Source organism: Nonomuraea sp. NPDC049400 (assembly GCF_044466425.1).
Taxonomy (GTDB): domain Bacteria; phylum Actinomycetota; class Actinomycetes; order Streptosporangiales; family Streptosporangiaceae; genus Nonomuraea.
Genome location: NZ_JBITMP010000017.1, coordinates 79,886 through 101,517, shown reverse-complemented (window position 1 = coordinate 101,517; position 21,632 = coordinate 79,886). Strand labels below are relative to the sequence as shown.

25 protein-coding genes are annotated in these 21,632 nt (G+C 69.9%); 11 read left to right on the top strand and 14 right to left on the bottom strand.

All coding sequences use genetic code 11. The features are described from left to right. The first annotated feature begins 25 nt into the window (after positions 1–25). Complete coding sequence (locus ACIBVN_RS26775) at positions 26–1,519, top strand: DUF885 family protein (protein WP_397140821.1); 1,494 nt, start codon at positions 26–28, stop codon at positions 1,517–1,519. Between the two features lie 152 nt (positions 1,520–1,671). After that, positions 1,672–2,493, top strand: a complete 822-nt coding sequence (locus ACIBVN_RS26770; protein WP_397140819.1) for an SDR family NAD(P)-dependent oxidoreductase — start codon at positions 1,672–1,674, stop codon at positions 2,491–2,493. Here the strand turns inward: ACIBVN_RS26770 and ACIBVN_RS26765 are convergent. Continuing rightward, complete coding sequence (locus ACIBVN_RS26765) at positions 2,484–3,434, bottom strand: hypothetical protein (RefSeq protein ID WP_397140817.1); 951 nt, start codon at positions 3,432–3,434, stop codon at positions 2,484–2,486. The two genes, ACIBVN_RS26770 and ACIBVN_RS26765, sit on opposite strands and share 10 nt — an antisense overlap. A 96-nt stretch (positions 3,435–3,530) precedes the next feature. Between ACIBVN_RS26765 and guaA the strand changes: the two genes are divergently transcribed. Further along, positions 3,531–5,078: a glutamine-hydrolyzing GMP synthase gene (gene guaA / locus ACIBVN_RS26760; RefSeq protein WP_397140815.1), complete on the top strand. Its 1,548-nt coding sequence runs from the start codon at positions 3,531–3,533 to the stop codon at positions 5,076–5,078. Between the two features lie 136 nt (positions 5,079–5,214). Here the strand turns inward: guaA and ACIBVN_RS26755 are convergent, their stop codons facing one another. Together ACIBVN_RS26755 and ACIBVN_RS26750 are read right to left on the bottom strand one after the other, a co-directional pair. Next, positions 5,215–5,772 carry a dihydrofolate reductase family protein gene (locus ACIBVN_RS26755; RefSeq protein ID WP_397140813.1) on the bottom strand — a complete coding sequence of 186 codons (558 nt, stop codon included), beginning with the start codon at positions 5,770–5,772 and terminating at the stop codon, positions 5,215–5,217. Positions 5,773–5,850: 78 nt separating this feature from the next. Next, positions 5,851–6,798, bottom strand: a complete 948-nt coding sequence (locus ACIBVN_RS26750) for a sigma-70 family RNA polymerase sigma factor (RefSeq protein WP_397140811.1) — start codon at positions 6,796–6,798, stop codon at positions 5,851–5,853. Between the two features lie 113 nt (positions 6,799–6,911). Here ACIBVN_RS26750 and ACIBVN_RS26745 point away from each other — a divergent pair, with 113 nt between their 5' ends. Both ACIBVN_RS26745 and ACIBVN_RS26740 read left to right on the top strand, forming a co-directional pair. After that, a complete protein-coding gene (locus ACIBVN_RS26745) occupies positions 6,912–7,241 on the top strand; it encodes an STAS domain-containing protein (RefSeq protein ID WP_397140991.1) in 330 nt (109 codons plus the stop codon). 71 nt (positions 7,242–7,312) lie between these two features. After that, a complete protein-coding gene (locus ACIBVN_RS26740) occupies positions 7,313–7,618 on the top strand; it encodes a hypothetical protein (protein WP_349446780.1) in 306 nt (101 codons plus the stop codon). A 153-nt stretch (positions 7,619–7,771) separates the two neighbouring features. On the opposite strand, the gene ACIBVN_RS26735 is transcribed toward ACIBVN_RS26740, so the two are convergent. From ACIBVN_RS26735 to ACIBVN_RS26725, 3 genes are all read right to left on the bottom strand, one after another. Then, on the bottom strand, positions 7,772–7,948 hold the full coding sequence (locus ACIBVN_RS26735) for a hypothetical protein (protein WP_397140808.1): 177 nt from the start codon (positions 7,946–7,948) through the stop codon (positions 7,772–7,774). 165 nt (positions 7,949–8,113) lie between these two features. Beyond that, positions 8,114–8,764 carry a protein-L-isoaspartate(D-aspartate) O-methyltransferase gene (locus tag ACIBVN_RS26730; RefSeq protein ID WP_397140806.1) on the bottom strand — a complete coding sequence of 217 codons (651 nt, stop codon included), beginning with the start codon at positions 8,762–8,764 and terminating at the stop codon, positions 8,114–8,116. Between the two features lie 136 nt (positions 8,765–8,900). Continuing rightward, on the bottom strand, positions 8,901–10,235 hold the full coding sequence (locus ACIBVN_RS26725; protein WP_397140804.1) for a DUF1996 domain-containing protein: 1,335 nt from the start codon (positions 10,233–10,235) through the stop codon (positions 8,901–8,903). Between the two features lie 251 nt (positions 10,236–10,486). Here ACIBVN_RS26725 and ACIBVN_RS26720 point away from each other — a divergent pair, with 251 nt between their 5' ends. Further along, positions 10,487–11,392 carry a CHRD domain-containing protein gene (locus tag ACIBVN_RS26720; RefSeq protein ID WP_397140802.1) on the top strand — a complete coding sequence of 302 codons (906 nt, stop codon included), beginning with the start codon at positions 10,487–10,489 and terminating at the stop codon, positions 11,390–11,392. 88 nt (positions 11,393–11,480) lie between these two features. After that, positions 11,481–11,732: a hypothetical protein gene (locus tag ACIBVN_RS26715; protein WP_397140800.1), complete on the top strand. Its 252-nt coding sequence runs from the start codon at positions 11,481–11,483 to the stop codon at positions 11,730–11,732. On the opposite strand, the gene ACIBVN_RS26710 is transcribed toward ACIBVN_RS26715, so the two are convergent. After that, positions 11,716–12,180 carry a hypothetical protein gene (locus tag ACIBVN_RS26710; RefSeq protein ID WP_397140798.1) on the bottom strand — a complete coding sequence of 155 codons (465 nt, stop codon included), beginning with the start codon at positions 12,178–12,180 and terminating at the stop codon, positions 11,716–11,718. The genes ACIBVN_RS26715 and ACIBVN_RS26710 overlap by 17 nt on opposite strands. A gap of 122 nt (positions 12,181–12,302) precedes the next feature. Between ACIBVN_RS26710 and ACIBVN_RS26705 the strand changes: the two genes are divergently transcribed. The 4 genes from ACIBVN_RS26705 to ACIBVN_RS26690 all read left to right on the top strand — a co-directional run bounded on the left by ACIBVN_RS26705 (position 12,303) and on the right by ACIBVN_RS26690 (position 14,642). Beyond that, a complete protein-coding gene (locus ACIBVN_RS26705; RefSeq protein WP_397140797.1) occupies positions 12,303–13,349 on the top strand; it encodes a hypothetical protein in 1,047 nt (348 codons plus the stop codon). 198 nt (positions 13,350–13,547) lie between these two features. Further along, a complete protein-coding gene (locus ACIBVN_RS26700; RefSeq protein ID WP_397140795.1) occupies positions 13,548–14,027 on the top strand; it encodes an ATP-binding protein in 480 nt (159 codons plus the stop codon). An 82-nt stretch (positions 14,028–14,109) separates the two neighbouring features. Further along, positions 14,110–14,406, top strand: a complete 297-nt coding sequence (locus tag ACIBVN_RS26695; RefSeq protein ID WP_397140793.1) for a type II toxin-antitoxin system prevent-host-death family antitoxin — start codon at positions 14,110–14,112, stop codon at positions 14,404–14,406. Next, the gene (locus tag ACIBVN_RS26690; RefSeq protein ID WP_397140791.1) at positions 14,403–14,642 is read left to right on the top strand and encodes a type II toxin-antitoxin system RelE/ParE family toxin; all 240 of its coding nucleotides are present in this window, start codon (positions 14,403–14,405) and stop codon (positions 14,640–14,642) included. The genes ACIBVN_RS26695 and ACIBVN_RS26690 overlap by 4 nt, the downstream gene beginning before the upstream one ends. A gap of 42 nt (positions 14,643–14,684) precedes the next feature. Here the strand turns inward: ACIBVN_RS26690 and ACIBVN_RS26685 are convergent, their stop codons facing one another. From ACIBVN_RS26685 to ACIBVN_RS26655, 7 genes are all read right to left on the bottom strand, one after another. Further along, entirely contained in the window at positions 14,685–16,289 is a 1,605-nt protein-coding gene (locus tag ACIBVN_RS26685) for a hypothetical protein (RefSeq protein WP_397140790.1), read from the bottom strand. A gap of 8 nt (positions 16,290–16,297) precedes the next feature. Beyond that, entirely contained in the window at positions 16,298–16,969 is a 672-nt protein-coding gene (locus tag ACIBVN_RS26680; protein ID WP_397140788.1) for a polysaccharide deacetylase family protein, read from the bottom strand. Between the two features lie 89 nt (positions 16,970–17,058). Then, positions 17,059–18,279, bottom strand: coding sequence for an acyl-CoA reductase (locus ACIBVN_RS26675; protein ID WP_397140786.1), 1,221 nt, complete (start codon positions 18,277–18,279; stop codon positions 17,059–17,061). Continuing rightward, a complete protein-coding gene (locus tag ACIBVN_RS26670; RefSeq protein ID WP_397140784.1) occupies positions 18,279–19,304 on the bottom strand; it encodes an acyl-protein synthetase in 1,026 nt (341 codons plus the stop codon). The genes ACIBVN_RS26675 and ACIBVN_RS26670 overlap by 1 nt, the downstream gene beginning before the upstream one ends. A gap of 40 nt (positions 19,305–19,344) precedes the next feature. Then, on the bottom strand, positions 19,345–20,655 hold the full coding sequence (locus ACIBVN_RS26665) for an AMP-binding protein (protein ID WP_397140782.1): 1,311 nt from the start codon (positions 20,653–20,655) through the stop codon (positions 19,345–19,347). Continuing rightward, on the bottom strand, positions 20,652–21,407 hold the full coding sequence (locus ACIBVN_RS26660; protein ID WP_397140780.1) for an SDR family NAD(P)-dependent oxidoreductase: 756 nt from the start codon (positions 21,405–21,407) through the stop codon (positions 20,652–20,654). Before ACIBVN_RS26660 ends, ACIBVN_RS26665 begins: the two co-directional genes overlap by 4 nt. Continuing rightward, positions 21,385–21,630, bottom strand: a complete 246-nt coding sequence (locus ACIBVN_RS26655) for an acyl carrier protein (RefSeq protein WP_397140778.1) — start codon at positions 21,628–21,630, stop codon at positions 21,385–21,387. The genes ACIBVN_RS26660 and ACIBVN_RS26655 overlap by 23 nt, the downstream gene beginning before the upstream one ends. Between the last annotated feature and the right edge of the window lie 2 nt (positions 21,631–21,632).

Below are 21,632 nucleotides of genomic sequence, written 5' to 3'. Positions count from 1 at the left end.
GAAAGCGTGCGCTAGCGTCGGCCGCATGACAGAACTTGACGCCAGGCTGCGCGCCATCACCGACCTGATCGTGGCCGAGGCGCGCGAGGGCGGCGGCAGGCACGAGTACGACGGCCGGATCCAGGACCTCTCACCCGAGGGCGTGCGATCCGGGCTGGCGCGGCTCGGCCAGGGCGCCGCGCCCGAGGACGCGCATGACGCCGAGCACCTACAGGTGTTCGAGGAGAGCCTGCGCACCCAGTTCGGCGAGCTGGAGCTGCATCGCAAGAACCCGCTGATCCACCTGTCCAACCTCGACCTCGCCTGCTACGACCGCGACTACGCCCCCGAGGCGGAGCGCGCCGCGGCCAAGTCGGCCCACCTCGCGCTCTGGCCCGACGCCGTGGACCAGGCGATCGCCTCGCTCGACCAGGTCCCGGCGCCCGTCGCGAAGTCCCTGCTCGCGGCGGTCAAGGGCCTGGCCGCCGGGGTCACGGACGAGGCCGCGCTCAAGGCCCACGGACGGCTCGTCCAGCATGTCGAGCGGGCCGCGGCCGAAGGCGACCCCCACGCCGCGCTCGGCGGCGAGGCCCTGGCCAGGCTCATGGGTACGGCCGAGGGCCTGCCGGTCGACCTGGACAGGCTGGCCGAGCGGGCGGACGCCGAGCGGGACCGGCTGATGGCGCTGCTCGCCGAGTCCTGCGCCAAGCTGGGGGAGACGGGCAGGGCGCCGCTGGACGTCGTACGTGAGCTGGTCAAGGACCACCCCGACGCGGACGGCGTGATCGAGGCGGCGCGGATCGGCACGGAGAAGGCCATCGCGTTCACCCGCGAGAAGGATCTCGTGCCCTACCACGACGGCGAATGCCTGGTCGGCCTCGCGCCCGAGTCGCGGCGCTGGGCGATGGCCATGATGGCGTGGAACTCGCCCGGCGAGCCCGAGGGCCCGTCCTGGTACTACATCACGCCGCCGGAGCCGTCCTGGCCCGAGCAGGACCAGGAGGAGTGGCTGGAGATCTTCAGCCGCACGACGCTGCCGGCGATCAACGTGCACGAGGTCGCGCCCGGACACTTCTCGCACGCCCGCGCGCTGCGGCGGGCGAAGTCCGACGTGCGCAGGCTGCTGCAGTCGATGGCGTTCATCGAGGGGTGGGCGCATTACGCCGAAGAGCTGTGCGTGGAGGAGGGCTTCGAGGCGGACGACCCACGCTTCGAGATCGGGGTGTGGGTGGAGGCGCTGATCCGCGTCACCCGGCTCGCGTGCGCGATCGGCGTGCACACCGGGCAGATGACGGTCGAGGAGGGGGCCAGGCGCTTCGAGTCCGACACCCATCTGGCCGGGCCCGCGGCGCTGTCGGAGGCCCGGCGGGCGTCGTTCGACCCGACGTACGGGCGTTACACGTGGGGCAAGCTGCTCATCCTCGACCTGCGGGAGCGGGCGCGCAAGGAGTGGGGCGCGAGCTTCAGCCTGCAGCGCTTCCACAAGGCCCTGCTCGACCTCGGCTCGCCGCCGCTGGGCCTGATCGACCGCATCCTCTGAACCCGCCGGCGAGTGTGCGCGCCTGTTTCCTCGCCTTCCCCCAAGAGTCCTCCGCCGGAGTACGGCGCAGGGCCGGCCCAACGCGGTGGGATTCCCTGGAGCGGCGGCAGCGCGTCGGGTAGCGTCGGTCGCGAGCGAGGGAGGTTGGGCCTGTGCGGGAGCTCTCTGGCAAGATCGCCGTCGTGACGGGCGCGGCCAGCGGCATCGGGCGGGCGCTGGCGCTCAGGTTCGCGGCCGAGGGCATGACGCTGATGCTCGCCGACGTCGACCCCGGCGGTCTCGCCGAGACGGCCGCCCAGGCGGGCGACGGCAAGGTGCTCACGCAGGTCACCGACGTGTCCGACGCGGCGGCCGTGCAACACCTGGCCAACCGCTGCTTCGGCGAGCTCGGCGCCGTGCACGTGCTGTGCAACAACGCCGGCGTCTTCCAGGGCGGCCACATGTGGACCCGTGGCGAGGAGGACTTCGCCTGGTTGCTCGGCGTGAACCTGTGGGGGGTGCTGCACGCCGTCCGCGAGTTCGTGCCGCGCATGATCGAGCAGGACACCGAGGGGCACATCGTCAACACGGTGTCGGTGGCCGGGCTGTTCGCCACGCCGGGGGCCGGCGCGTACGCGGTCAGCAAGTACGCCGCGCTGGCCGCGTCCCAGGCACTCGCCCAAGATCTGGCCGCCGCGGGTGCCAAGCTCCGCGTGACCGCGCTCTGCCCCGGCGCGGTCAGGACGCGCATCGCCGACTCGGCGCGCGTACGCCCGCCCACCCTGATCAACACCCCCACCCAGGACGAGGCGGCGGTTCAGGAGTCCGTCGGCAGGGCGTCGGAGCGCGGCATCGAGCCGTCACTGGTCGCCGACCTGGTCGTGGAGGCCATCCGGGAGGAGCGGTTCCTGGTGCTGACCGATCCCAGGTACGCCGCCCGGCTGCGCCTGCAGACCGAGACCCTGCTCACCGGCAACCTGCCGCCCTACCAGTGACGTTCGTGGCCGAGCACCCGGGCGACCCTGCCGGTGCGCGGCTTGACCAGCAGCCGGACGAAGTCGCCCGGCAGCACGTCGTGGTAGACCCCCTCCTTGATCAGGTATGACGTGGCCTTCTCCGAGCTGCCGTCGTGGAGGGCGACGTAGTACGAGCGCCTGCTGCTCATCGAGTCGGCATCCGTGTCGACGACGGCCCAGCGCTTGACGATGTAACCGGAGACCTCCTGCCGTCCTGGGACGGCAGCGGAGGAGCCGGGCGGCTCGAGCTCGACGCCGCGCCAGCCGCTGCCGGTGTAGATCCACTCCTGCTGGGGGTTCACCGGCGCGCGGTCGGGCCCGGCGATCTCCCGCCCGGTCTCGGTCAGCAGGAAACCCCTTCCGGCCAGGAGCAGGCTTCCTCCGGCCACGAACGACACCATTGTCGCGATCATCCCCGGCCACGACAGCCCGGCTGCCGAAATGGTGGCGTACCAGGGGACCACGAGCCCCACGGCCAGGAGCAGCGGCACGATCATGGTCTGCCAGCGCCTGCGTGCCAGGCCGAGTTCGATGGCCGTCTGCCGGACGAGCGGGACGAGGTCGCTGTCCAGGTCGGACCCTTCGGGCATGAGCGCCATCACGGGCGCGTACGGCTTGCCTCCCAGGCGGGCGGCCACCCGTTCCAGGACCCACCGCTCATAGTGCCGGAGCGGCTCCTGCCGCTGGGGGGCCAATGTGAGGCGGTCGCCCTCGATCGTCACCCACCCGCGGCCCGCCAGGTCGAACAGCGCCGCATGGAACACATCCTGGGACCGCATCCCGCGTAAAAGCTCGACCACGGGCGCGGGCACCTCGTACCAGGGCGCTTCCCGGGTGCGCTCGCGGCTGGACACCTTGAAGGCGGCGGCCAGCGCGGTCACCCAGAGGGCCCACGCGGTCACCGGCCAGGCAAGATCCATTGTTCTGTGTTAGCACGAGTGCCGTTGGCAGGCCAGGTGTAATGCGCAGGGCCGATAGACTGTGGTTACCGCATTTCGCCTTTGGGGGGTTCTCAGGTGTCTGAATTCGACACAGTGCTGGTGGTCGACTTCGGCGCACAGTACGCGCAGCTGATCGCCAGGCGCGTGCGCGAGTGCCACGTCTACTCCGAGATCGTCCCCTCGACGATGCCGGTCGAGGAGATGATGGCCAAGAATCCCAAGGCGATCATCCTGTCCGGCGGCCCCTCCTCGGTCTACGCCGACGGCGCGCCGCCGGTGCCGGACGGGCTGTTCGACACGGGCGTGCCCACGTTCGGCATCTGCTACGGCTTCCAGGCCATGGCGCAGACGCTGGGCGGCGAGGTGGCCCGCACGGGCGTCGCCGAGTACGGCGGCACCGCGCTGGAGGTGCTCAACGAGGGCGTCATCTTCGCCGGGCTGCCGGCCGCCCAGACGGTCTGGATGTCACACGGCGACAGCGTCGCAGCCGCCCCCGAGGGATTCACGGTGACCGCCTCGACGCGCGAGACGCCGGTCGCCGCCTTCGAGCACCCGGAGCGCGGCCTCTACGGCGTGCAGTTCCACCCCGAGGTGCTCCACTCCGAGCACGGCCAGACCGTGCTCAAGCACTTCCTCGACGCCGCCGGCTGCCGCCCGTCGTGGACCATGCTCAACATCGTCGAAGACTCCATCGAGGCCGTGCGCCGCCAGGTGGGCGACGGCCGCGCCATCTGCGCGCTGTCGGGCGGCGTCGACTCCGCGGTGGCCGCCGCGATCGTCCAGCGGGCCATCGGCGACCGGCTGACCTGCGTCTTCGTCGACCACGGCCTGCTGCGCAAGGGCGAGGCCGAGCAGGTGGAGCGCGACTTCGTGGCCGTCACGGGCGTGAAGCTCCGCGTGGTCGACGCCGCCGACCGCTTCCTCAAGGCCCTGGACGGCGTCTCCGACCCGGAGGAGAAGCGGAAGATCATCGGGCGCGAGTTCATCCGCGTCTTCGAGGACGAGCAGCGCGCCATCATGGCCGACGGTCCCGTCGAGTTCCTGGTCCAGGGCACGCTCTACCCCGACGTGGTGGAGTCGGGCGGCGGCACCGGCACCGCCAACATCAAGTCCCACCACAACGTCGGCGGCCTGCCTGAGGACCTCCAGTTCAAGCTGGTCGAGCCGCTCAGGGCGCTGTTCAAGGACGAGGTCCGCCGGGCGGGCGAGGAGCTCGGGCTGCCGAGTGCCATGGTCTGGCGCCAGCCGTTCCCCGGCCCCGGCCTCGGCATCCGCATCGTCGGCGAGGTCACCCGCGAGCGCCTTGACCTGCTGCGCGAGGCCGACGCGATCGCCCGCGAGGAGCTGTCCCGGGCCGGCCTTGACCGGCAGATCTGGCAGTGCCCGGTGGTGCTGCTGGCGGATGTGCGTTCGGTGGGGGTTCAGGGAGACGGGCGCACGTACGGGCACCCGGTGGTGCTGCGGCCGGTGACGTCGGAGGACGCGATGACGGCGGACTGGGCACGGGTGCCCTACGACGTGCTGTCGCGCATCTCGACCCGGATCACCAACGAGGTCCGCGAGGTCAACCGCGTGGTGGTCGACGTGACCAGCAAGCCCCCCGGCACCATCGAGTGGGAGTGATTCCCCTTCGGGCGTAGCTCTGCCTGAGGGAGCCGCTGAGCTGGTGGTTCGCGATTCGGGCTGCCCGGAGTGATTGATCGCGCAGGACCGCCCGGCGGCGATCCGGTTTGCGGAGCCGCCGGGCGATCTTGGTTGGTCACCTTACGCTTCGCCCGTATCGGGTGAGGACGGTGGCGCCGGTCTGCTCGGCCGCCAGGCACTCCAGGTAGGCGGGTGGCCTGCCGTCGGGGAAGAGCCGCGCGCCGGTGCCCAGGATCGTGGGGAAGGTCAGCAGCCGGTATTCGTCGATCAGGTCCTCGGCCATCAGCGCCTGGACGACGCTCAGGCTGCCGAGGACGATCACATCGCGGTCCTCACGCTTGACGGCGTCGACGAGGTCGCCGTCGATGACCTTCGAGTTCGCCCACGCCGAGGTGTCGGTCAGCGTACGGGAGGCGACCAGCTTCGGCGTGGCGTTCATCCGCGTGGCGAACAGGTCGTCGCGACCGGGCCAGATCTGCGAGAACAGCTGCCAGGTTGCCCGCCCCAGCAGCATGACCCCGTCGTCGAGGGTGCGGCCGAGCCGGAACTTGTCCCCGGCGACCGCTTCGGGGCCGTGCCGGAACGCCCAGCCGCCGGTCGCCGTGCCGGCGGACCCGTCGGGGTCGGAAACGATCCCGTCCAGGGTGATGAACTGAATGACGATGACGCTCACGATGATGTCCTTTCGTGTGATGCTCGCCGGTATGTACCAGCGGCACCGGCCCGACTCATCGCGCCCGGCGGAACTCGCCTAAAGAAGTCTGCTGTGCAGGTGGAAGGCCTCAAGCACGTGCGGATCGGCGAACACCACGTTGTGCGCGACCCGGCCGCCGGTGACTGTGAAGACCTGCAGCGTGTGCAGCCGGTGCCCGCCACCGGGCTCTGGCGCGTACGCGGCGAGTGCGGGCTGCCCGTTGGCGGTCAGAAGCTTCGTTCGCCAGCCGGTCCCGTGCATGTCGAACACCCGGCGCATGAACAGTCCATAGTCGCGGCTGCCCTGGTACCACAGCGGCACCGGCGGCATCTCCATGATGGCGTCGTCGGTGAGGAGCCGCACGAGGGCGGGGACGTCCGCCGCCTCGAATGCTCGCGCGTACCGCTGGATCGCCGCGCGGGCCTCGGGATCGTCCGGCTCGGCCACCCCGCTCACATCGCCCACGTCCGCGAGCACGGCGCGGGCCCGCTGCAAGGCGCTGTTGACGGCCGGGACCGTGGTCGCCAGCTGCGTGGCGACCTCGGCGGCGCTGAACTGCAGAACCTCGCGGAGCACGAGCACCGCCCGCTGCCGCGGCGGCAGCAGCTGCATCGCCGCCACCAGGGCGAGCCGCAGGTCGGCCCGCATCTGCAGGTCGTACCGAGCGTCGGGAAAAGGCTGCAACCAGGGGATGTCCAGCGCCGGTGTGAGCGGCGCCCCGGGATCATCGCTCGGCGCGCCCAGCCCGGTCGGCAACGGCCGCCGCGCACGCCCCTCCAGCGCGGTCAGGCAGGCGTTGGTGGCGATCCGGTACAGCCACGTGCGTACCGACGCGCGAGTGCTGTCGTACCGATCGCGGGCCTTCCACGCCCGTAGCATCGTCTCCTGCACCAGGTCCTCAGCCTCGTGGAAAGAGCCCAGCATCCGGTAGCAGTACGCGACCAGCTCACCCCGATAAGGCTCGAACTCCACCTGCTCATCTTGGTGCACACGGCATTCCAGCATCGCACCGGGCCCTGTGGAGGCCGTCTGCTCTTCCGCGTGTGGAGTCCTCGCAGGTCACGGCGTAGCGTGGGGGTAGAAGGTAGGGACTATCTGATACCTGCGGGGTGATCGTGATGCCCCTTACGGCGCGGGTGACGCAGGACTCTGATCGCTGCATCGTCGCTCTGGACGGTGAGCTGGACATCTGCTCGGCTCCCTGCCTGCTGGCCGCTGTCGACGAAGCGCTGGCGGGTGAGCGGCGCAACCTGCTGGTGGAGGCAACCGGGCTGACCTTCTGCGACTCTCACGGGCTGGAGGCATTGCTCCAGGCCCAGCGCGAGGTCACCGACGCGGGCGGCACCATGGAGCTGGCCCACCTGCATGACAGGGTTCGTCGCCTCTTGGAGCTCACGGGACTGACCCGGGCCTTCACCATCACCCCGAAACGATCTAAAGACCCTTAAGACGCCAGATGAGTGACGAGACGACTACGAAGGGTAGGTTCACGGCGTTCCCAACTAGGAAAGGACGCTTCATGGAACAGCAGCAGGCCCAGCAGATCGAGCAGCAGTTGCGGCAGAACTGGCAGCAGATCAGGTACCAGATTCTGGACCAGTTCGCGGAGGTCAGCCCGTCCGATCTCGACTTCGCCCGTAACGTCAACGATCTCGTTGAGCGGATCGCGGACAAGTCTCACCACAGCGACAGGTACGTAGAGACGCGACTGCTGGAACTGGTCGGCGTCGGGGGCACCTCGATGGGGCCGCAGGGGCAGCCGTTCGGCACATCGATGAGGCAGCAGGGCGGACAGGTCGGACCGCAGCGTCTCGGCGGTCAGTGACGTAGCGCGCGCGTCCACAACGAAACGATGAGCTGGTCGGGCGGTGGAGATCCGATCCACATCGGAAGCTCATGCCTGGCCAGACCATCGGACGGATACGCCTCCGAGGAGAACGCGGCAGCCGTCTCCGGTCACGCGGCACCGGCCAGAAGATCAGGAAGCCTGCTTGGATCGGTGGTCCAGCAGACCACGGTAGTCCAGTAGATCGTCGATCAGTTCGGTGACGAACTGGTTGCGAGGCATCTGGCGCAGTTCCGCCAGCATCGCATCGACCTGTTCGAGCGTCGGCCGACCGTCCACTGACGCGGCCAGTGTCACAAGATTGCTCATGGCACCTCCAGGTTGCCCCAGTTTATCCCCTTCTCGTAATAAATGTCCCATTTTCGTTTGCGGTACGGGATCGCGCTCCCTGTATGTGCCGCCAGTGCTGAATGCCAGGCTCATCGATCGCTGCCGATGCAGCCAGAGGAGGGTGCTCCGTGGCCGTGCGGGCGCCTAGCGTTCGGGCGGCTCGGCGCCCGGGGCGTCCACGTGCTCGCCGATCAGCGGGACGAACCGGGCGGGTGTCAGCAGGCGCTCCTGGATCAGGCGGCCGTGGCGCTTGCCGAAGAGCGTGACGATCTCGTTCAGGTCCTTCTGGATCGGCATGACCAGGCGCCCGCCCTCGGCCAGTTGCTCGGCGAGCGGGGCAGGCACCGCCGGGGCCGTGGCGGACACGACGACGGCGTCGAAGGGCGCGTGCTCAGGGAGGCCGGCGGTGCCGTCACCGACCACCACCTCGGCGTTGCTCACCCCTGCTGAGGCGAGGTTGGCCCGCGCGTGCTCGGCCAGATCGGCGTGGCGCTCCATCGAATACACCTGGCGGGCCAGGCGGGCCAGCAGGGCGGTCTGGTAGCCGTACCCGGTGCCGATCTCCAGGACCGTCTGGGTGCCTGACAGCTTCAGGGCGTCGATCATCTGCGCGATCAGGGACGGCTGGGAAGTGGGCTGGCCGTGGCCGATCGGGATGGGCTCGTCCTGCCAGGCACGTGCGGCGTGGCGCGGCGGCACGAAATGGTCACGCGGCGTGGTGGCGATGGCGGAGAGCAGCCGCGGATCTTCCACCCCTGACCATCGGGCGGCCTCCACCAGCGTGTCGTACCTCATCGGCGGTCACCGGGCGCAGGCTCCCGCCGGCGCGCTTGTCCGAGCCATGCCCACCTGCTTCCCCGCAGGTCAGGTTCGATACCGCGCGGATGACGCAGGCACCACACCGCGGAGGTGTGGTGCCCGGTCGTGCGCGTCAGCAGTCCTTGCCGCTGTTGATGCAGCCGACGACGGTGCTCATGAGCTTCTCCGACATCACCCCGATGGAGCCGGCGTGGTCGGTGCTCGGGTCGTGCTGTTCGCTGGCGAACCCGTCCACCGCGAAGGGGACGTCCGCCGTGTTGGGCACGTTCTCGTAGGTCAGCGTCATCCGGAGTTGCGGCACGGCCTCGGTGCCGCTCGGGCAGGCGCCGGTCTCGTCAGGGAAGACGAGGTGCGTGCGGTGGTCGGCGCTGTCGAGGTTCTGGCCGTCCCAGCAGCTGGGCATGTCGAAGACACGGACCAGATCGCTGCCGGTGGGACAGATCGGATACTTGTCGGTCAGGCGGTCGGTGAAACCCGTGCAGGTCCACGTCGGCCGGGCGTCGGCGGCACCGTTGGTGGCCGCCCTGGCGTCGCCGGAGACCATCCTGAGGAACCGTGGTGCGGCCGTGACCTCCGAGGTGGGGTTGCCGCGGTATTCGAGTCTGACTGTCGATGGCTGTACGGCGGTGCCGACGTTGTTCGTGCCGGTCTGGCCGCTCTCGTCATCGGACCCGCGTACGCGCAGGGTCGGCCAGAAGTAGGCAGACCGGTCGGCGCTCGTGCGGCAGGTGGTGTCCGCGGCGGCGAGGGTCTCGTTGGTCGAGAAGGCGTCGGTGGACGTGTTGCCCACGTAGTCCAGCTGGAGTTGGGCCCCATCGGACATGCCCGGGGCGAGAATGACGTTGTCGGCGTTGGAATGGCCCGCGCTGTTCGTACCGCATTGGGATACGAACGTGCCCGTTGATCCGTTCTCGCCCGCTTGAGGCTGCTCAGCCTCGGGGACCTGGCGGATGTCGACGAAGTCGTCGGCCGAGGGGCCGACATCCGCCGCGTTCGTGGCGGCGTCGCCGGCCGAGTCGCCGAGTGTGCAGGTGTCGAGTCCGTTGAGGCCGGTGGGGCGCTGCGCGACGCGTCCGATGGCGATGGAGATGCGGTCGATGGTGGCGGCACGTTTGCCGGCGAGCGGGCCGAGGATGGCGTTCTGGACGAAGTTCGGGCCGCCTTGCCCTGCCGAGCGGGACAACCGGTCATTGGCCTCCTGGATCTGCTTGTCGAGCAGCGCGAGGTTACGGTCGACCTCGGCCTTGGCGGCCGCGGGGACCTCGGTCAGCTTGTCGGCCACGTTGGGACAGACGATGGACTGTGCCGCGGCCGTACCGAGGTGGACGTTCACCGTGCCGGCCTGCGCGGACAGCGGCGAGCCCCACAGGACGACTGCGACGCTTCCGCCCAGGGAAACGGCCCCCAGCCACGGTCTGAATCGTCTTCCCCCCGATGGACTTCGCATGCGACCACTCCCTCCGGTCTTGTGACGTGGGCGAAGAAGTCTGATCTTCGAGAGGTACGCGAGCCCGTACCGGAGGGTTCATGCGACGGTGAGCGATCCCTTCCGGAGCGGCGCGGTCAGGCCACCCCCGACCAGCTCGGATGCGTATTTATACACATTTAAGGATTGAACCCGGCAGGAGCTGGCGGCCGTACAACCGGGCATCGAGCACCGCCAAGAGCCTCGCACTGAGGCAGCTGAAAGGGTCAATCATGACGAAGCGCATCCTCACCGTCCCCGGCCTCGCGCTCGCCACCACGCTGATCGCCGCCTCCTTCAGCCCCGCCACGGCGCAGGCCGAGACGGGCACCGCCGTGTACCTGGCGGCGACGCTGCTGGGCGAGAACGAAGTGCCTGCCCCGGGGGTGAAGGCCGGTGACCGGAACGGCAGCGCGATCGCCGTCTTCCGCATCCACGGGCAGCAGGTCGACTACGCGATCCGGTGGCGGAAGGTGGCCGCCCCGACCGCGTTCCACATCCACCAGGGCAAGGCCGGCAAGAACGGCGACGTCAAGATCCCGTTCTTCGGCGCGGCGCTGCCCGGCTCGCTCAGCGCCGTCAAGGGCACCGTCACGGTCAAGGACTCGGCCCTGCTCGGCAGGATCGCGAACAACCCGATGCGCTGGTACGCCAACCTGCACACCAGCGAGTTCCCCGGCGGCGCCGTCCGCGCGCAGTTGCACCGGATCCGTCCTGTCTCCCTCGAGTCGGTGCTGGCCGGCGGCTCGCACGCCACGCTCACCGCGCGAGCCGACGGCCGCCAGGAGGTGCCCGCGCCCGGCACAAAGGTCGGCGACAAGGACGGGCGGGCCGCCTGGCTCGTCTGGGTGCAGGGCACCAAGGTGCACTTCGCCGCCGCCTGGAGGGGGATCGCCCAGCCGACCAACGGCCACGTCCACCGCGGCGTGAAGGGCAAGAACGGCCCGGTGGTCGTCGACTTCTTCGCTGCCAAGAACGGTCTCCCCGCCGGCGTCAACGGCATCGCGGGCACCGGCAGCACCACGCCCAAGGTCGCCCTTCGCCTCAAACACAACCCCAAGGGCTGGTACGTGAACCTGCACACGAGCGAGTTCCCCGGCGGCGCGGTGCGCGGCCAGCTCCACCGGGGCGGTTGGTAAGCGGACAACCGCGGACTCGCCGTACGGGGTTCCGCACCCGTACGGCGAGTTCGCGTGTGACGGCTCTGCAAGTCAGCGTAAGGACTGGATGACCAGTCCGTTCATCGCTGATTCCCTGCGCGACGTTGAAACCGGCCATGGACATGAAGCCCACCAGCACCCAGGCGATCAGGATGACCCAGGGCAGGGCGTACAGCATGGCCATGAGGAAGATCATGCCGACGAACAGCGCGCCGATGCCGATGCCGCCCGCCCCCACGGCGGCGGCAGCGGTGGCCTGGCTCTGTACGGCGCAGCCGGTATCTGGACCCGGACATTGTTCGCTACTCGTCGTCGTTGACGCACACCACGGTCTTGGTGGCGGTCACGCCGTAGTTCTTCTCCCACCAGATGCGGCCCCAGGCCAGAACGCAGCCATGCGTCAGAGTCAGTCGGACGGTGTTGGACCGGCCGGTGTACCAGCCCCGGTCGGCGACGGACTTGCGCTGGCCGATGCACTCCCCGAAGCCGTCGCCCGCCCTGGAGCAGTGCTTCAGCATGATGGTCATGTGCTTGCGCTGGCCCCAGGTGTCATTGGTGGAGTTGAGGTAGGCGCAGGCGGTGGCGGTGCGCGTGTCGAAGAAGACGTGGATGTAGGCCGACTTCCCTGCCTCGGTGTAGAGCTCCTGATGCGCCACCCGCTCGCCCGCACAGGTCGGCAGGCTGGACTGCGAGGCGGCGGAGGCCGTACCCGCGGGCAGACCGGCGAGCGTCGCGGCGGCGGCCAGGCCGACGATGAATGAACGCATGTTTCCCTCCAAATCGGTGTGGTGAGTGGTTCCCAAGCGTGGCCGGTGCGAGGAGACGCCCGCCAGATCTCCCGACCGGTATGATCTTGCACTGCAACTTGAACAGGCGTTCACCTGCGCTGATGCCGCTGGTTGAACAGTTGCGCAGGAGGGGTTACACGGCCTTGCACAGCTTTGGACAGCTCGTGGACGACCTCGCCAAGGCGCTGGACGAGGCCGCGGAAGGTTTACGCAAGGCCCTGGGCGGGCGTCAGCAGAAGGTCCTGGCGAACCGCGTCACCGGTGCCAGCGCTTCGCTCGTCTCCCGATGGTTGTCGGGTGCCAGGCAACTCACCGAGCGCAACCGCCTGCCGGGCTACGAGGTGATGGTCGAGATCGTCGCCGCGCTCGATCTGCCGACAGGACAGGCCAATCAGCTGGTGACGCTGGGAGAGCGCATCGACATCCTGCGCGAGCAGCTGGAGCAGGCCGAGCGGGGCTGGCGGGCCAAGGCGGGCGAGCACTACGCCGCGAGCAGGGCGGCGAACGGTCAGGCCGGCCTGTCGAGCAGGGCGGCGGACGAGCAGGCCCACGCGCCGCGAGAGGCGGCCGACGAGCAGGCGGACGGGCCGCAGGAGTCTGCCGAGGAGGCGCGGGAGGCGTGGCGGGCGGTTCCCGTGTGGGCCCGGATCACGGGAAGGTGGAAGGTCCTGCTGGTGGTCGCCGTTCTGGGCTGCGTGGTGCTGGCCGGAGCGGCGTTATTCGCCGGCCACCTCTCGACAGGCACGTCCGCGTCACCGTCCGGTGGTGAGGTGTGCCGCGGGAATTACCAGCCGGTCAGCCGGGCGGGAGTGGGGATCAGGCCGTGCCTTGAGCTGAACGAGGGCAAGGCGCGGATCAGCGTCTACATCAAGGCCCTGCAACGGTCCGGAACGAGCGGGACCGTGACCGCCTACGTGTGGCTGGGCCGCCTGGAAACCAAGGAAAAGTACCGGGAGAGCCTGCGCACCTGCCCGGTCTCACTGGCCGATGACAAGCAGGTCACCACCTGCGTGCACGTATTCACCCCACCGCAGCCAGGTTCCTACTACACCGCCGCGAGTGCGCAGATCGGCACGGACCCGCTGCCGCCGGAGTGGTCCCCGAGACACACCGGCATCCAGAGCCCCTGGCTGCGCTGGAATCCCTGATGCGGCGGGGAATCGCGTCTCCCGTGGCACCTACGTAGCCAAGAAATAGGTACTCATATGGGGATTTCTCACCTCTTCTCCTGGTGGCGTGGTGCGGCATTCTCATGGTGTGAGCGATCCGGGCTCACCTGAAGAGAGGACCGGGGGTGAACCGGACGGCGGCGTCAAGGCTTCAGCTGCCGCTCGGGGTGTAGGGCGATGAACAGGGTTTCGTGGAGCAGGATCTGGACAGCGGCGATCGGCCGCGGCTCGGTGGCGCGCCGGACGGCCTCGTGGTGGCTGTCGCCCGACCTGGGCTCGGTGTCCAGAGCACGTCGGCTGACGCGTGAGAAGCTTGCCGACTGGGGCCTGGAAGACCAGATCGAGGTCGCGGAACTGCTCGTCAGCGAGCTGGTCTCCAACGCGCTGGAGCACGCGTACGGACAGGTCCGCCTCAGCATCTGCGCCAAGGACGGGCTGCTGCGTTGCGAGGTCGAGGACGAGAATCCCGAGCTGCCGAGCATGCGTACCGCTGACATGGACGCGGAGGGCGGCCGAGGGCTGTTCCTGGTCGACGCGCTCTCCGGCTCCTGGGGCGGTGTCCGCACCCCTCGCGGCAAGGCCCTGTGGTTCGAACTGCCGGTGTTCGCCCACACCGAAGCCGTCCCCATCGGCGCTCTGGCACCGGTTGCCGCCTGAACGCTGTTTCTGGAGCAGAACTCGCCGAGGTTCTTCCTGCACATGACGTGCATGATGTACATCCTGTGCGTATCGTAAAGCCATGACGATAGACTCGCTGGGCATCGTGGAGGCCCGCAACAAGCTCGGCGTCTTGGTGTCCCGCGCTGTTCACGCTCACCGGCCCACCAGGATCAGCCGCTCCGAGGACGAGCGTGCCGTGCTCATCTCCGAAGAGGAATACGAGGAGCTGCTACGGCTCCGCCAAGAGCGAGAAGCCGACCAGGTTCGCGAAGCCATCGCTGCCCGTGAGAGCGGTGAGATCCGTTTGCACCGCTACGAGAGTCGTGACGAGCTGTACACGGACTTCGGCCTGCCTGCCCCGGGTGACCCCTCTTGAAGCGCCCCCTCGAACTCGCTGACGCCGTTCGCGAGGCTCTCAAGCAAGCAGCACCAGGCCTGCGTACCGTTGTCATCGACACCTTGCTTGAGTTGACCGAGGAGCCTGAACCGCTGGGTGCCCGTCCCTATGGAGGCATCCCGAGCGCATTCGAGCTGCGTACCGACACCTTCCGCATCATCTACACGCACGGTCCCGACCATTTGTCGGTGTGGGTTCTGCAGATCAACACCTGATCGTCCGCGTGAAGCGACACCAGGAATGACTCGGCCACCGCGTCAGCCCTGGTCGCGCCCTGGGCCGGGCGAGTCTGGGCCGCTCGGCGAGGGGTCGCTCGACAAAGGGTCGGCCATCGAAGCTTCTGTTGGTGGCCCGGTCGGCGAGGGCGCGCCTGTTGACGGTTCTCCCGGTTCAAGATCGTGTGGTTCGGGCTCCGCCGATGAGGGCTGAGGTTGCCTGAGACGCGGGCGTGGCGTGCGCCGGGCCCGCCGTACCGAGGCGACCGCCAGCCGTCCCACACTCCCCAGCAGCAGCGGCACCAGCAGCACCCCGACGAGGATGGGCGAGGCCATGTACCGGAAGTCCTGCGCCGAGATGTTGGCCAGGATGGCCAGCTGCTGCCCGGCCACCACGGCCGCCACCCCCAGCACGTACCGGTTCCGCAGCGCCCAGGCCGCCAGCCCCACGGCCAGATAGGACACGTACGCCCACAAAGCCCCCCGCCACAGCAGCCAGTCGTACTGTGGCGCCAGCGCGCCGGCCAGCCAGGGGTCGGCCACCCGGTTCAGCTCCCACGACAGCGGCCGCAGCGAGTAGACCGAGCGCCCGGGGAAGTCGGGCACCTTGTTCGGCCCCACGTAGCTGTCGGCGTTGGGCCGCCGCGAGAACCGGTACGTCATCCCCCCGATCGCGAGATCGTCCTGCACGGGTTTCCACGCGATCGCCCCCCGACACAGGCGGGTGTCGATGATCATGCGGGGCTCGCTGGTCAGCAGCCGCTTCCACAGGTCCAGCAGCTGGGAGGCGTGCGCGTCGGCCTGCTGCCAGCTGAAGTCCCGCCGCCAGATCAGCGGGTTGACCGTGTAGCAGGTCCCGCCCGCCCACCACCGCGTCAAGGGCGCCACGGAAGCCATCAGCGTCTTGTCCTGTTCGCTGAACAGCTCGGGATGGTCCCGGTACGCAACCGCGATGTCGCCGAAGGCCGTGTGGTACACGTACGTCTTGGATGGGGCCGAGATGCCGAAGTGCGGCAGCACCAGGTTCGTGAGCGCGAGCGGGAGGGCGGCGGCGAAGGTGCCGACCAGGAGCAGTCGCACGCGCATGGTCGTGACGATCACCAGCAGCGCGACGACGGCGACGCCCACGACCAGGAAGCCGTTCGCCCGGAACAACCCGAGCAGCGTGAAGAGCACCCCGAGCCCGGCCAGCGCCGGCACGGTGACGGCGCGCCTGGCCGCGATCCGCGCGCACACTCCCGCGATGGCGATCGCGCAGATCGTGAACGGCACGTCCTTCCACAACGTCACCGAGAACGCCCCCACGGGCGGCGCCAGCGGCATCAGCATCGCGACGAGCGTGGTCAGCAGGCGGGGCGCGCCGAGTGACCGCAAGGACTGCGCCAGATACGTCAGCGCCGCCGCCATGGCGGTGGTCTGCGCTAACGTGACGGCGCCCAGGTCACCGGTCCTGGTGAAGCTCAGCCACAGCAGTGCGTCGTAGAGCACCGAGTGGTCGCTCACCCAGGGACCGACGACCGTGTGACTGAGGTACAGGACCGAGTCGCGGCTGAACAGGCCAGGGTAGAAGGCCGCCCACCAGCATCCGAGCACGGCCTGTATGACCAGGAAGGTCGCGAGTGCGACCCACGGTCTCCGCTTGCCCATGGTCCAGCTCAGGGGTAACTGACCCCAGCCTGCAGTCTCTTGCCGCGTAGCAGCGTCGGGACCGTGACGAGGTGGTAGCCGCGCTTCTTGAGCTCCTTGAGGATCTCGGGCATGGCTTTCACGGTCGCGGGGACCGTGTCGTGCATGAGGATCACACCGTTCCGCTTGGCCAGCCTGAGCACGGCGGCCTTGATCTTCTTCGTGTCACGTAGCTGCCAGTCGAGCGTCGTGCCCGTCCACATCACCTGCGCCAGGCCCGCCTCGCCGGCCAGCTCTAAGACGCGGTCGTCGGTGTCCCCGTAGGGCGGGCGGAACATCTTCGGCCGCAGCCCCGTGGCCTGCTGGATCGCGCTCTGGGTGGTCTTCAGCTCGTCGAGGATCTGCCCGTCGGGCAGGGGCGTCAGCGAGGCGTGCGAGTAAGTGTGGTTGCCGATCGCGTGCCCCTGCGCGAGCACCTGCCTGGCCACCTTCGGCCGCAGCTCCACCTGCTTGCCCACCAGGAAGAACGTCGCCTTGGCCCCCGCCTTGTCGAGCGTCTTGAGCAGGGTGGGCGTGGTCGCGCCGGGGCCGTCGTCGAATGTCAGGGCCAGGCACTTGACGCGGGCGCAGTCGACCGTTTTCGCCTGGGCGGGCAGCGAGGTCATGGCCAGCGTGACCGCGAGCAGGGCATGAATCACCACGGCTCACAGCCTAGGGCCAATGTCCGCAGCCCGTGGCAAGCCAGTACGTCTCGTTCTGAATACGCTCATCTCGCGAACCGGGAACAGCGTCACCTGATGACGGTCACCAGTCGCGTGAACTCCGCCGGGAGGTCGAACCCGTCCCACACCCGATGGAAGGTCAACGCGCTCCCGACCGGCACCATGCGATCGACGCCGCGCCCGGCCAACGCTCTGGCCAGCTCCTCCAGCTCGTCCTTGCCGAACCCGAAGTGCGTCATCGTCTGGTCCCGCCGCTCGACCAGCGAGACCAGCTGCGCCAGCGAGCCGAGCCTGGCGTGCGCGAACGTTCCCGCCCCCAGCCACTGTCTCGGCGCCGCGGCGGCCGCCGCCAGCGTCACGTTGGCCAGCGCGTTCCCCCGGAACTCGACGCTCTCCGCCAGCCCGTCGGCGGCCAGGCCGTAGGTGGACACCCGCTTCTCCACGGCCATCGCCGCATCGACGCCCCACCCGCGTACGGCGACCACCCGCCCCACGTGCTCGCAGAAGTCGGCCCGCGCCGCGTCGCAGTCGCCCTCCGCGCCCACCCAGAACACGGTCCTGGGCGAGGAGCAGGCGGCCTGGTCGAACCAGTAGGTGTCGTTCACGAACCCCTCGGCCACGGTGACCCGCGCGGCCCTGGGCGCGCACAGCCAGGCCGCCGCGCGCACGACGGCGAACGAGGAGCGGTCGGGGAAGACCAGGTCGCGGGCGTGCGGGGCGAGCGGGTGGCGCCGCAGCTCGCGTACGGTGCCGTCGCCGCCCCACACCACCCGCAGGTCGCAGGCGACGGAGAGCGCGGCGGTGATGCCGTCGCTGCGGCCGTAGGAGACGATGCGCTGGGTGGCCGCTATGACGGGATCGGCGCCGGCCAGCGCCTCGTGCAGGGTCTCCAGGATGACCTCGGCGACCGCGCCGGAGCGGGGCGAGAGGCGCACGATGTTGCGGTTTCCCATCAGGGCCGACAGGGCCCAGGAGTAGACGAAGACGGTGTCGACGTTCGCCGGCGGGATGTGGAAGACCAGGCCGCGCGGCACGCGTACATGCTCGGTCCTGAGCCCTTCCACGGTGCGGGCGAGCTCGCTCGGGCGCAGGAAGAAGCCGAGCGAGCCCAGCTCGGGATGGCGCCGGGCCAGCGCGGGACGCAGCAGCCGCCTGCCGAAGGCGGCGAGGAACTCGCGGATCCGCTCGTCGCCCACGTCGAGCCCGCCGCCCAGCTCACCGAGCAGCTCCTCGACCGGCACGTGGCCCCCGGCGGGGAAGCGGACATCCAGCTTCGGGTCGTCCAGCATCAGCCCTGCCCCATGGTGTCGCTGCAGCCGCGCGCCTCCGCCCTGGGCAGCCTGCCCAGGACCTCGAACCGCTTCCCCGGGCGGCAGCCGTCATCGACGCCGCGGACCACGCCCAGGTCCTCGGTCAGCAGCACGTGGCCGGGGTATGACGTGGGCAGCGTGCTGACGACCTCGATCAGGCCAGGCTCGCCGACGGGCGCCTCCTGCCAGGTCTCCGGATCACGGATCACGACATCGGCGAAATCGGGGCAGTAAAGCCCATCGCCGTCCGGGCCTTCCAGGAAGACGGTGCCGATCTGCTCGACCATCCCGTAGAAGTTGTGGATCTGGCTCAGCCCGCACTCGGCCGCCAGCCGCCGCCGGAACTCGGCGTTGTCCACCGCCTGCTCGGCCAGCCGCTTCCACCCGCCGGAGTGGATCAGCACCCCCCGCGACAGGTCCGCCCCGAGCCCGCGCAGGTGGAGCCAGACCATGAACGTGAACCCGAAGACCAGGAACCGCTCGCTCCCGTGGCGCGCCAGGAACGCCTTGACCGCCTCCGCGTCCACCCGCCCCTGCTCGTCGAGCACGAACGTGTGGTCCCTGCCGAAGTTCATCATCCCGAGCACGCCGGCGCCCCGGGCGCTCAGCGTCGGGTCGCGCACGACGGAGCGGCTGTCCACGATCAGCATCGGCAGCCGCCGCTCGCCGAGCACCTCCCTGAGCGTGGCCGCCAGCATCCGCGTCTGCGCCGCGGCCGCCTCGCGGTCGAGGTAGACCCTGCTGGGCTCCTGCCCGGTGGTCCCGCTGGAGGTCAGCACCCTGAACACCTGGTCCTCGCGCACGCTGCGCAGCTCGTGCGTCTTGAACAGCCGCACGGGCAGCCAGGGGAGGTCGGCGAGCCGCTCGTACGGGGGGCGCGCGCCGATGGCGTCGAGGATCCTCCGGTACGGCAGGCACGCCTGCCTGTGCCGCTCGGTAAGCGCCGCCAGCTCGCTCACCAGCACCGCCTCCCGCTCGGGCTCGGCCAGGCTGAAAACGCTCACCTGCCACCCTCCGGCTCGCCCGCGTGGCGCTCCTCGGCCGTCATGTGCGCGACTCCAGGTCCCGGTAGTCGACCTTGCCGGTGGGCAGCAGGGGCAGGCTGTCGATGCCGCGCACGTCGAACCCGCTCCAATGCACCCGCAGCTCGGCCCCCAGCTGCCGCGCCAGGCCCGCGCAGGCGGCCGGGCCGAGGCCCTCGGCCCACACGGTCACCCGGTCGTCGCCGCCGGTGGCCGCCACCGGGAACGAGCCGCGCAGCAGGTGCTCGACGTCGTCGAGGTTGACCCGCACGCCGAAGACCTTGGCGATCCGCCTCAGCCGCCCGGTGAGGTAGAGGAACCCGTCGGAGTCGAGCCGCCCCAGGTCGCCCGTGCGCAGGACGCCGCCCAGGTCGTCACCCCTGGCGAGGTCGGCGGCCGTCTCCGCGTAGCCCATCATGACGTTGGGCCCGTGGTAGACGATCTCGCCCTCGTCGACGGTCAGCCGCCCCCCGGGGATGGCCGGCCCGGCGGAGCCCGGCTTGTCGGCCAGCTGGTCGGGTGGCAGGACGGTGATGCGGGCGGTGGCCTCCGTCTGCCCGTACATCACGAAGAACCGATCGGCCTTGGCCGCGAACTCCGTGACCAGCTCCGGGCTGAGCCGCCCCCCGGCCTGGGTGAGCGTGGCCAGCGTCGGGTGCTCCGAGCGCTCGTAACGAAGCCGGCGCAGCATCTCGTACTGGTAGGGAACGGCGGCCAGCGACGTGCACCGGTGCTCGTCGAGATGTGTCCAGAACGACCGCTCGAGCAGCCCCGCCTCCGTCAGCATCACGGTCGCCCCCGCCGCCAGATGGCTGTTGAGCACCGACAGCCCGTAGCTGTAGTGCAGCGGCAGGCTGGTGGGCGCGATCTCGTCGGGGGTGATGGACAGCGCCGTGGCGATGGCGGCGGCGTTGGCCAGCACAGCTTGGCGCGACAGGCGTACGAGCTTGGGGTTGCCCGTCGAGCCGGAGGTGGCGAGGAGCACGGCCAGATCGGGATGCGGGTCCGGCGCGTCCCCGCGCGGCGGCGGCGAGCCGTCGGCCGCGTGCGTGAACCCGAGCAGCGCCGTGGGCCTGAACCGCCCCACCAGCTCGGCCAGCGCCCCCGGCGACAGGTCGGGATCGAGCAGCGCGACCGGCCGGCCCGACCGCCACGCGGCGAGATAGCGCAGGACCGAGGTGAGGTTGTTGCGCATGCCGCAGAACAGCGGCCCGGGCCGCAATCGGGCCAGGGCCTCCGCGGTGCGGTCGACGTGGTGCAGCAGCTCGTCGCCGCCGAGGCTCGTCGGCCCTCCCGCGACGGCGAGGCGGGCCTGTGGATGCGGGAAGATCACAGCACCAACCCCCCGTCCACGCCGATGACCTGGCCGGTTATGAACGCGGCGGCCGGCGAGAGCAGGAACGCGACGGCGCCGGCGACGTCGGCGGGCGTGCCGAGCCGCCTGAGCGGGGTCGCCGCGACGGTGGCAGTGCGGGCGTCGTCGTCGAGCGTGGCGAGCATGTCGGTCTTGATGTAGCCGGGGGCCACGGCGTTGACCCTGACCCCGGTGGGACCCAGCTCCTTGGCCGCGGCCAGGGTGAGGCCGATCATGGACGCCTTGGTGGCGGAGTAGACCGCCTGGCCCGCGCCGCCCATGCGGCCCATCACCGAGGAGACCAGCACCACGGCGGGAGAGATGCCGCGGCGCAGAAGCCTCAGCGAGGACTGCAGCGTGTACGTCGCGCCCACGGCGTTGACCTGGAAGAGCCGATCGACCGTGTCGTGGCGGGTCATGCCGAGCGGCCCGCCGGCGTGGACCCCGGCGTTGATCACGAGGGCGTCGAGACGGCCGTGCCGCTGGTAGATCTGCCGCATCACGGCCGACACGGCCCCGGAGTCGGCCACGTCGCAGGCGACCGAGTCGGTGAGCGCGCCGGTCTCCTCCGCGAGCTCGGCGGCGGCCTTCGCGGCCCGCTCCTCGTCGCGCCCGTGGAGCACGACGGCATGGCCGGTCGCGGCCAGCGTGGCCGCGACGGCCCGGCCGATGCCCGTCGTGGAGCCCGTGACGAGGACGACCCTGGCCTCAGACGGCGGCGCCGATGCCATGCTTCTCCAGCAGCTCGGCCGCCTTGGCGAACGAGCTCATGTCGATCATCTCGTCAGTGTCGATCATGATGGAGAACTCGTCCTCCATCGCGGCGATCAATGCCATGTGGGCCAGCGAGTCCCACTGGGGGATGGCGCGGTATTCGAGCCCGTCGACGCCGGCGTCGGCAGGAAGGTTGAGCGCGCTGCGGAAGACGGCCCGCAGCCGGTCGAGATGACTCATGA

Coding starts and splice junctions, on each gene's coding strand:
- ACIBVN_RS26775 (WP_397140821.1), top strand. CDS start 26: ATGACAGAACTTGACGCCAGGCTGCGCGCCATCACCGACCTGATCGTG.
- ACIBVN_RS26765 (WP_397140817.1), bottom strand. CDS start 3,434: ATGGATCTTGCCTGGCCGGTGACCGCGTGGGCCCTCTGGGTGACCGCG.
- ACIBVN_RS26750 (WP_397140811.1), bottom strand. CDS start 6,798: ATGCTGGAATGCCGTGTGCACCAAGATGAGCAGGTGGAGTTCGAGCCT.
- ACIBVN_RS26745 (WP_397140991.1), top strand. CDS start 6,912: ATGCCCCTTACGGCGCGGGTGACGCAGGACTCTGATCGCTGCATCGTC.
- ACIBVN_RS26740 (WP_349446780.1), top strand. CDS start 7,313: ATGGAACAGCAGCAGGCCCAGCAGATCGAGCAGCAGTTGCGGCAGAAC.
- ACIBVN_RS26735 (WP_397140808.1), bottom strand. CDS start 7,948: ATGAGCAATCTTGTGACACTGGCCGCGTCAGTGGACGGTCGGCCGACG.
- ACIBVN_RS26730 (WP_397140806.1), bottom strand. CDS start 8,764: ATGAGGTACGACACGCTGGTGGAGGCCGCCCGATGGTCAGGGGTGGAA.
- ACIBVN_RS26725 (WP_397140804.1), bottom strand. CDS start 10,235: ATGCGAAGTCCATCGGGGGGAAGACGATTCAGACCGTGGCTGGGGGCC.
- ACIBVN_RS26720 (WP_397140802.1), top strand. CDS start 10,487: ATGACGAAGCGCATCCTCACCGTCCCCGGCCTCGCGCTCGCCACCACG.
- ACIBVN_RS26715 (WP_397140800.1), top strand. CDS start 11,481: ATGACCAGTCCGTTCATCGCTGATTCCCTGCGCGACGTTGAAACCGGC.
- ACIBVN_RS26710 (WP_397140798.1), bottom strand. CDS start 12,180: ATGCGTTCATTCATCGTCGGCCTGGCCGCCGCCGCGACGCTCGCCGGT.
- ACIBVN_RS26705 (WP_397140797.1), top strand. CDS start 12,303: ATGCCGCTGGTTGAACAGTTGCGCAGGAGGGGTTACACGGCCTTGCAC.
- ACIBVN_RS26700 (WP_397140795.1), top strand. CDS start 13,548: ATGAACAGGGTTTCGTGGAGCAGGATCTGGACAGCGGCGATCGGCCGC.
- ACIBVN_RS26695 (WP_397140793.1), top strand. CDS start 14,110: ATGACGATAGACTCGCTGGGCATCGTGGAGGCCCGCAACAAGCTCGGC.
- ACIBVN_RS26685 (WP_397140790.1), bottom strand. CDS start 16,289: ATGGGCAAGCGGAGACCGTGGGTCGCACTCGCGACCTTCCTGGTCATA.
- ACIBVN_RS26675 (WP_397140786.1), bottom strand. CDS start 18,279: ATGCTGGACGACCCGAAGCTGGATGTCCGCTTCCCCGCCGGGGGCCAC.
- ACIBVN_RS26660 (WP_397140780.1), bottom strand. CDS start 21,407: ATGGCATCGGCGCCGCCGTCTGAGGCCAGGGTCGTCCTCGTCACGGGC.
- ACIBVN_RS26655 (WP_397140778.1), bottom strand. CDS start 21,630: ATGAGTCATCTCGACCGGCTGCGGGCCGTCTTCCGCAGCGCGCTCAAC.